Annotated in this window: 7 protein-coding genes; all 7 read right to left on the bottom strand. The window is 63.7% G+C overall.

Annotated features, from left to right (window positions below):
* Positions 1 to 1,165, bottom strand: a 1,165-nt coding sequence (locus tag ACO6D5_RS25135) for an efflux RND transporter permease subunit (protein ID WP_485826869.1), incomplete at its 3' end; no start/stop codon positions are given.
* Positions 1,162 to 2,250, bottom strand: a complete 1,089-nt coding sequence (locus tag ACO6D5_RS25130) for an efflux RND transporter periplasmic adaptor subunit (protein ID WP_485826871.1) — start codon at positions 2,248 to 2,250, stop codon at positions 1,162 to 1,164. The genes ACO6D5_RS25135 and ACO6D5_RS25130, both read right to left, overlap by 4 nt.
* A 329-nt stretch (positions 2,251 to 2,579) precedes the next feature.
* Positions 2,580 to 5,294 (bottom strand): heavy metal translocating P-type ATPase, encoded by a 2,715-nt coding sequence (locus ACO6D5_RS25125; RefSeq protein WP_012614060.1) that lies wholly within the window; start codon positions 5,292 to 5,294, stop codon positions 2,580 to 2,582.
* A gap of 166 nt (positions 5,295 to 5,460) precedes the next feature.
* Entirely contained in the window at positions 5,461 to 6,030 is a 570-nt protein-coding gene (locus ACO6D5_RS25120) for a DUF4148 domain-containing protein (RefSeq protein WP_270116641.1), read from the bottom strand.
* A 229-nt stretch (positions 6,031 to 6,259) separates the two neighbouring features.
* A complete protein-coding gene (locus ACO6D5_RS25115; protein WP_003821152.1) occupies positions 6,260 to 6,637 on the bottom strand; it encodes an ArsR/SmtB family transcription factor in 378 nt (125 codons plus the stop codon).
* A gap of 43 nt (positions 6,638 to 6,680) precedes the next feature.
* Entirely contained in the window at positions 6,681 to 7,703 is a 1,023-nt protein-coding gene (locus ACO6D5_RS25110; RefSeq protein ID WP_003821153.1) for a cation diffusion facilitator family transporter, read from the bottom strand.
* Between the two features lie 133 nt (positions 7,704 to 7,836).
* Positions 7,837 to 9,125: MFS transporter (locus ACO6D5_RS25105; protein ID WP_485826868.1), on the bottom strand; the 1,289-nt coding region annotated here is incomplete at its 5' end.

The following is a 9,125-nucleotide window of genomic DNA, read 5'->3' as shown; positions in this document are numbered from 1 at the left end:
CGAACATGTGCATCACCGCGAACGTGCCGACCAGCGAGACCGGCACGGCGATCAGTGGAATGATCGACGCGCGCCAAGATTGCAGGAACAGCACCACCACGATCACCACCAGGAGGATGGCCTCCAGCAGCGTGACGGCGACGGACTGGAGCGAGGCGCGCACGAAGACTGTGGGGTCGTAGGCGATCTTGTACTCGATGCCTTCGGGGAACTTGGCCTGCAGCCGCTCCATCGTCGCGCGCACCGCGCTGGACGTGTCCAGGGCATTGGAGCCGGGCGTCATCAGGATTTGCAGGCCGACCGCGTTCTCGCCGTCGAGCTGGCCGCGCATGGTGTAGTTGTCCGAGCCCAGTTCCAGGCGTGCGACGTCGCGCAGGCGGGTCACCTGGCCGTTGGCGCCGGCCTTGATCACGATGTCGCCGAACTGCTCTTCGGTGGTCAGGCGCCCCAGCGCATTGACGCTGACCTGGAAGGCGGCCGACGCATTCGGCTGCTGGCCGATCGAGCCGGCTGCGACCTGCACGTTCTGCTCGCGGATGGCGGCGACCACATCGCTGGCGGTCATGCCCCGCGATGCGACCTTCTCGGGGTCGAGCCAGACGCGCATTGCGTACTCGCCTTCACCGCCGATGATCACGTTGGCGATGCCCGGCAGGCGCGCCAGTTCGTCGCGCACGTTGAGCATCGCGTAGTTGGACACGTACAGCGGGTCGTAGCGGTCCCCCGGCGAGAGCATATGCACCACCATGAGAATATCGGGCGCGGTCTTGTCGGTGACCACGCCGATGCGCTGGACCTCGGGCGGCAACCGGGGCAGCGCGCGTGAGACGCGGTTCTGCACCTGGATCTGCGCGACGTCGGGGTCGATGTGCTGCTCGAACGAGATGGTCAGCACCATCCGCCCGTCCGTGGACATCTGGGACTGCATGTACATCATGCCTTCCACGCCGTTGACCGCCTGCTCCAGCGGCGATGCCACGGTGTCGGCGATCACCTGCGGGTTGGCGCCGGGATAGCTGGCGGTGACCTGCACCGTCGGCGGCGTGACCTGGGGGTACTCGCTCAGGGGGAGCTGGAAATAGCTGATCGCGCCCGCGATCAGCATCAGCACCGACAGGACGATGGCGAAGATCGGCCGGTTGATGAAGAAGCGGGGGAAATTCATTTGCGGGCCTCCGCCGAGCCGGCCGCGCCGTCAGCCTTGGCGGGGTCCGCGCCACCGGCCTTGGCAGGCGCCGCAGCGGGAGCCGGAGCGTTTGCCGCAGCCTTGGTCGCGCCGGTCGCGCCGGCGGCCGGTGCCGCGGGCGCCTGCATGGGCACCATGCGCGGCGTGACCGCCATGCCGGGGCGCACGAGGCCCTTGATGATGATCTTCTCACCGGCCTGCAGGCCGCCGTTGATGACGCGCAGCCCGTCCACCACCGGCCCCAGTTCGATGGGCCGGTACTGGGCCTGGTTGTTCTCGCCCACGACCAGCACGTAGTTGCGCCCTTGGTCGGTGCCCACGGCCTGATCGTCGATCAGGACGGCCTCGCGCGCCGCGCCGGTGGACAGCTTGGCCCGGGCGAACATGCCGGGTGCCATGCGCCCATCCGGGTTGGGCACAACGGCGCGCGCGCGGATCGTGCCGGTGCTTCGGTCAATGGTGTTGCCGACGAAGTCAAGCGCGCCCTTGTGCGGGAAACCCTTGTCCGTGGTCAGCCCGACCTGCACGGGCAGCGAAGCCTTGCTACCGGCGCCCGCAGCGGGCCGCGAGCGGCTGACGACGTTGAGATAGGTGGCCTCATCAATGTCGAAGTACACGTGCAACGGGTCGATGGATACGATCGTGGTCAGCAGCGTGGCCGCGCCGGCGCCGCCACCGCTGACCAAGTTGCCCTCGGTCACGAGCACGCGGTCGACGCGCCCGGCGATGGGCGCAGTGACGCGGGCGTAGGACAGGTCCAGCTGAGCCGCAGCAACGGCGGCCTTAGCCGCCTGCACCTGAGCCTGGCGCGCGTTGCGTGCGGAGGCGGCATCGTCATAGGTCTTGCGCGCGACGGCGCCGGTCGCCACCAGGCGCTCGGCGCGGTCAAAGTCGGCCTGGGCCTGGCTGGCCAGCACCTCGGCCTGACGCAGTTGCGCCACGGCCGTGTCGAGCGCAACCTGGAACGGCCTCGGGTCGATCTGGAACAGCAGTTGGCCCTTGCGCACGAGGCTACCTTCGGGAACGCTCACCGCATCGACGGCGCCGCCGACCCGCGAGCGCAGCTCGACGGTCTTGGGCGCGGCCAGGAAGCCGGTGTACTCGGCCGATGGCGCGACCGTGCGGTAATGACCTCGGCCACGGGCACCTGCGGCGCCATCGGCGCGCCCGCCGGGGGCGCCGCGGCCTTGCCCTCGTCCTTGGCGTCGCGGGCAGCGATCGCTATCCCCCCGACGGCTGCGATGACGCCTGCCACCACAATGATTCTGATTTTTTTACGCATGGAAGTGACCCTTTCTTGGATGCAGGACTCCGGCCCTTCCGAAGCGCTCTGCAGACATTTGTGTGGAGGCTAGGCGTTACAACGACGGCAAGGTCAAGCCCTCTTGTTGCCTCAGCGGGCAGACGGCACGGACAAGGTGGTGGGACGCCCGGCGTCGTCGCCGTGGTTGGCCTCCGGCGCGCCCTTGAAGCGCAGCAGGCGCAGTGCGTTCAGCGTGACCAGGGCCGTGGCGCCGGTGTCGGCCAGCACGGCAACCCACAAGCCGGTGATACCCAACACGGTGGTGACCAGGAACAAGCCCTTGAGGCCAATGGCGAATACGACGTTTTGGTGAATGTTGGCCATCGTCGCCCGCGACAGGGCCACCAGGTGGGCCACGTCCGTGACGCGGCTCTTGAGCAGCGCGGCATCGGCGGTTTCCAGCGCCACGTCCGTGCCGCCGCCCATGGCGATACCCACGTCGGCGGTCGCCAGGGCCGGCGCGTCGTTGATGCCGTCGCCGACCATCGCCACCTTGGCATCACGCTTCATCTCGTTGACCAAGCGCAGCTTGTCCTGCGGCAGCAGCTCGGCCTCCCACTCGATGCCCAGCTTGCCGGCGATCGCCTGCGCGGTGCGGCGGTTGTCGCCGGTCAGCATGACCGAGCGCACGCCCATGGCGTTGAGCTGGGCCACGCCTTCGCGCGCGTCGCGGCGGGGCTCGTCGCGCAGGGCCAGCAGGCCCAGAACGTTCTTGCTGGCTTCGTCGAACAGGACCACCACGGTCTTGCCGCCATCCTCCAGCTTGTCGATTTCCCTGCGGTGCGCGGCTGTCAGCGTGGCCGTCTGTTCCGCATGGGCGGGCGATCCGACAGCGAGCGCACTGCCGTTCACGGTGGCGCGCACCGCCTTGCCGGCAATGGCCGATGCGCCCGTGGCCTGGGGAATCGCCACGTCCAGGCTCTTGGCATGGGCGACAATGGCCTTCGCCAAGGGATGGTTTGAGCCGGACTCGACAGCGGCGGCAAGCGCAAGGACCTGTTGATGCTTGAACAGCCCGAAGGGCAGGACCTCGGTGATGCGCGGCTTGCCCTCGGTCAGCGTGCCAGTCTTGTCGAAGGCAATGGCGCGCACGCGGCCGATGGTTTCCAACGCGTTGCCACCCTTGATCAGCAGGCCCCGTCGCGTGGCCACCGCAAGGCCCGAGGCGATGGCCGCCGGTGTGGAGAGCACCAGCGCACATGGGCAGGCAATCAACAGCAGTGCGAGGCCGCGGTACAGCCAGGTACCCCAGTCGCCACCCATGGCAAGTGGCGGAACCACCACGATCAACGCCGCGATGGCCATGACGGCAGGGGTGTAGTAGCGGCTGAACTTTTCGATGAAGCGAGCCGTGGGCGCCTTGGAGGACTGCGCCTGCTCCACCAGTTGGATGATGCGAGAAATGGTGTTGTCCGATGCCGTCTTCTCGACTTGTACTTCGAGCACGCCATCGACGTTGATGGAGCCGGCGAACACGTCGGCACCGATAGCCTTTTGACGCGGTACGGACTCGCCGGTGATAGGCGACTCGTCCAGGCTGCTTTCACCGCGGAGGATCTTGCCGTCCGCAGGCACCCGGTCACCAGGGCGCACCAGCACGCGGTCGCTCACGCGCAGGGAAGCGGCGGGCACTTCGCGCTGCCCGCCCGCGGCATCGAGCAGTACCGCCGTCTTAGGCACCAGGGAGGCCAGCGCCTTGATGCCGGCGCGCGCGCGGCCGGCGGCCACGCTTTCCAGCAGCTCGCCGATCGCGAACAGGAACACCACGGCAGCAGCTTCCTCGGCCTCGCCTATCACGAGCGCGCCCAGCGAGGCGACGACCATCAGCGTTTCGATAGAGAACGGCGAGCCTGACACAGCCAGCGCGAAGGCTTTGCGAGCGAACGGCAGCACGCCCGCGATCACCGCAGCGGCGAAGATCCATTCAGCGTAGCCAGGAACGAACTGCGCGATCGCGTAGGCCGAGCCCATCAGGCCGCCCAGGCCCAGCACGTGCTTGCCTTTCTTCGTCTGCCACCAGCGCTGATGGCGCGCCGTCGATGCTGCTGCTGGGGCCGCGGGTGCTGAGCCATCATGGCGGCGCACGTCGGAGACGCCGAAGCCCAGGCTCTTGATGGTCTTCTCGATGTGGCCGAGCTGCGTGGGGCCGCCAGACGCGAGCGTCAATTCCAGCGTTTCTGCGGTGAAGTTTATGCGGGCATCGGACACGCCATCCATGCGAGCGAGCGCCGTTTCGATCTTGCCGACGCAACTGGCGCAGTCCATGCCCTCGACGCGCATGGACACGTTGGGGGGCGTGCTGGGTGCTCCACGGGAGGCAGAGGCCGGCGCATGGTCATGCCCGCTGCAGGCCCCGTGATCGTGACCGTGGTCATGGGCATGGGCATGGCCGTGAGCATGGCCATGCCCATGGTCATCACCGCACGCTTTGCCGTGCGAATGATCGTGCCCGTGGTCGTGGGCATGCCCATGGTCATGGTGGCCGCCGCAGCCGGCGTGGTCATGCGCGTGGGCCGCATGGCACGGTGCAGGTGCTGCGGACATTTCGGACGCGGGCAGTGCCTGCACGTCGAAGCCCAGGGACCGGATTTTCTTGGCAATGTCGCGTGCAGTATTTCGGCTACTTGTGCTGCGCGTCAACGTCAGCGTCTCATTTGTAAAATTAACCTGTACATTTGATACGCCATCAATTCGACCAAGCGCTGTTTCAATCTTGCCGACGCAACTGGCGCAATCCATACCTTCGACCCGAAAGCCCAGTTGTTCGTCCTGCGCTCCTGTGCCGTCCAATGTTTCCAAAGACATATCAATCTCCTGGTTCTCTGAGTAATCGCCGTGGCAGGACGCACAAATCAGCGATCGGAATGTTATGCAAACAAATGAACACTTGTTTGTATGTTTATTCAAAAAAAAGAAAGAATCTCTTTCTGGCTGAACCATCCGACCGCTGCTTTATGCAGCTGCCATTAAGTCATTTTTTGTTGCGCAGCATCTGGTAGGTTTCAAATGCGGTGCGGTAGGCATCACTATAGGTATCAGGCGTCTGCTCACCAGCCCAGAATCCAGCCATTCCCGCAACCTGCCAATCTGCCAAATCACTCTTTACTTGAGCACGAGTCAATGCCACCGGAGCCTTGTAAGCCGCACCCAGCTTGAGCTGGAGATAGCTCTCGTAGGCTTGTTGGTAGGCTTGGGTGTGCGAAGCGGTGGTGATTCCGCGCGAGGTGAACGCGTGCATGCCGGAGATTTTCCACAGTTCCAAATCAGCCATCACTTCAGCACGAGTCTTTCCTGCTGAGGGCGCCTGATACATATCACCTTGGGTCAATTGCAAGTAGCGCTGAAAGGCAGCCTGGTATTGAGGGCTGAACGTATCCGGGCCGCTTTCGCCGCGAGACAACGCTTCCAACCCAGATTGCCTCCAAGCAGCCAGATCCTCCTGGACCTGTTGCCGTGTCATATCTGCGGCGAACGGTTGAGCGTTTGCTCCAGCAGCAAAAAGTGCGGAAAGCAGAACAGCAAAGCGAATTTTCTTGGACATGGTCAATACTCCTTGACGTTAAAAATAATGGCGTGGTCCTTACGCCTTTCGGATACCCCGTAGACAAATAATAACACACATGAAGATATGTTCAAGTGTTTATTTTTAGAGTGCTTTTTGCTTGGGGTCTTCTAGGCATTCAGCAAGGCGCGCCGGTGTCTCTCTAGATTAATAGCCAAAAAAAGCCTACCCCTTGAAGGCGTAGGCCGGCGCGCACTCACATGTTCAGTCAATCGTCGTGTCTGTCCTCCGAAATGTGAACCGCCATGTCCTGGAGTACCTGGCTGACGTGCTGGTCGGCAATGCCGTAGAAGATGTGCTTGGCTTGGCGCTCGCCGCGCACGAGGCGCGCGCCGCGCAACAGGCGCAGGTGATGGCTGACCAAGGACTGCGACAGGTCTAGCGAGCCAGCAATGTCGCCCACTGCGACCGATCCGCGCATGCACTGCAACAGGATTTTCAATCGCGATTGGTCGCCCAGCAGGCGGAAGGTCTCTGCCAGAACAGCGACGTCACTTTGCGATAGTGCGAGGACATCAGTGGTCGTGCCGTGGTTAGAGGTCGAACATTGCACAATAGCGGCGCTGGTGGTTTTGCGGGATGTCATGGATTCAAACCCTCAAGTGAACTGCGAACCGTCTAGCACGGCCTCAATGCTTGTGACCGGGAGCGGAGTGGTCATGGTCATGATTGTGCTCACTGTGGTCGTGGCCGCTGTGGTCCTGACGGCCTGTCGTGGGTTGCAGGCTGCAGATGTTCTCGTCAGCCTCCGAGTTCCAGTCGATTCCGACTGTGGCGTGTTCGATGCTGAACTGCTCTCGCAGCACCGCCTCGACGCGCTTGACCACAGCTCGCGCCTCCTCGTCCACGTTGGGTCGAACGTGTAGCGTGGCCATCGTGCGACCGGAAGTGAGTTGCCACACGTGAACATGGCTGACAGCCGCCAGGCCGGGCACAGTGCTCATCAGGCCTTGTTCCACCTTTTCCGGCGAAGCGTCCTCTGGCGCACCCTCCAACAGGATATGGATCGACTTGGCCAGGAGCTTCCAGGCGCTGCGCAGAATCAACGCCGCTACTAGAACCGACAGGATGGGGTCGATCGGAGTCCAGCCGGTGAAGTAGATGACGATCGCTGCAACGATGGCGCCGACAGAGCCGAGCAGGTCACCCATCACGTGGAGGATGGCACCTTTCACATTGACGTGATCGGTTTCGCCGCGGGTCATGATCCACAGCACGAGGACGTTGATCAGTAAGCCGAGCACGGCGACGATCATCATCGGGCCGGCGAGGATGACGGGCGGCGCCTGCAGCCGCTCCCACGCCTCGTAGGCGATCCATGCGACGATCGCGAACAGGGTCACGGCGTTCAGGAAGCCGGCGATGACCTCGAAGCGCAGGTAACCGAATGTGCGTTTGCTGTCGGCTGCGCGGCGACCGAATCGGAAGGCAGCGTAAGCCAGGGCAAGTGCCACGGCGTCGGTCAGCATGTGGCCAGCATCGGCAAGTAGGGCTAGCGAGCCCGACAGCACGCCGCCGACAGCTTCCACGAGCATGAAGCCGAAGATCAGGAAGAAGGAAACCAGAACCTTGCGCTCGTTGGCGCTCGTCACTGTGGGGGTGTGGTCGTGATCATGGTCGTGACCATGGTCATGTGCATTGGATTGGGACATGGGCGCCTCTGCTGGTTGAGTGTTTGACTATGGCGAAATATAACACATGAATATGTGTTCATGTGATATATTTTCGCTCACCCTTCTCAGCCTCCGAAGCCATGCGTTGTGATGCCGCAACGAGAAAATGTGCCTATCCTTTCGGCCAGATACGGTGCAGGTCATCCAGAATCAGCTGGTGATGGTGCCTGCCTTGGTCTGCGTGTGTGCGTAAATGAGGGTGATCCGGCGGCAAGCTGGGGTGGTCATGCGCCACGTCAGAAGGGTCGCTGGCCGGCCACAGCCAGAGCGTCAGCGCCACGCCGGCCAAGCCGACCAGGGACATGACAATGAAGGTCGATGGCAAGCCCATGACCGCGCCGAAGCGGCCGGCAAGTGGGTAGCAGATGAGCCAACAGGCGTGCGACAGCGCGAAGTGTGCCGCGAAGATCGCAGGACGGTCCTCGGCATGGGCCGAGCGGCGCAGAAGACGGCCGGATGGCGTTTGCGCCACGCTGTAGCCAAAGCCGATGATCAACCACAGCGGCAGCAACAATGCATAGCTCGGCAGCAGTGCGCCGATCCCCGTGCCCACGACCAGTACGGTAGCGCCGGTGAGCATCGCGGTTCGGTCGGCCACCTTTTCCAGTAAGGATGGCAGAACGAAGGCTGCCACCATCGAACCGCCTCCGAATGCCGCCAGTGCCGACGCCACTTCGACCTCGCCTAGGCCAAAGCGCGCCTTCACGAGAACCACCGTGTTCACGATCACCATGGCGCCCGCCGCCGAGACGGCCAAGCTGATCGCCAGCAGGCCCCGCAGGCGTGGCGTAGCGAGATAGATGCGTGTGCCGCGGGTCGTGCGATCCCAAATGCCGCGGCGCGGTCCGGGAATAGTTGTGGGCAACCGCACGCTGACCACGAGCGCGGCTGAAACGAGGAAACCGAGCACTGTTCCCGCGAACAGGTTGTGAAAGCTGATGACGGTCAGCAGCGCAGCAGCCAGCATCGGGGAAATCAGGCTTTCCAGGTCATAGGCCAGCCGGGACAGCGACAGCGCCTTCGTGTAGTCCTCTTCATCGGGAAGGATGTCCGGGATAGTGGCTTGGAAAGTCGGCGTGAAGCCGGCGGATGCCGCTTGCAGGACAAAGATCAGCAGATAGATCTGCCAGACCTCGGTGACAAAGGGCAAACAGATCGCGACAACCGCTCGTACCAGGTCCAGCGCTACGAGCAATGACCGTCGCGGGAACTGGTCGGCGAAGGCCTGTGCGACTGGAGCGACTCCCACATAGGCCAGCATCTTGATAGCCAGCGCCGACCCGAGCACCGCACCTGCATCGGCCCCGGCCAGCTCGTAGGCAAGTAGGCCGAGCGCTACCGTCATCAGGCCTGTGCCGACGAGTGCGATCACCTGCGCGGTGAACAGGTGGCGGTAGGTGC

It is taken from the genome of Achromobacter sp., from assembly GCF_057314935.1.
This window is presented reverse-complemented; position numbering and strand designations above follow the sequence as displayed.

Excerpts from the sequence above, each read along its gene's own strand:
- ACO6D5_RS25125 (WP_012614060.1), bottom strand. The coding sequence starts at position 5,294 with ATGTCTTTGGAAACATTGGACGGCACAGGAGCGCAGGACGAACAACTG.
- ACO6D5_RS25120 (WP_270116641.1), bottom strand. The coding sequence starts at position 6,030 with ATGTCCAAGAAAATTCGCTTTGCTGTTCTGCTTTCCGCACTTTTTGCT.
- ACO6D5_RS25115 (WP_003821152.1), bottom strand. The coding sequence starts at position 6,637 with ATGACATCCCGCAAAACCACCAGCGCCGCTATTGTGCAATGTTCGACC.
- ACO6D5_RS25110 (WP_003821153.1), bottom strand. The coding sequence starts at position 7,703 with ATGTCCCAATCCAATGCACATGACCATGGTCACGACCATGATCACGAC.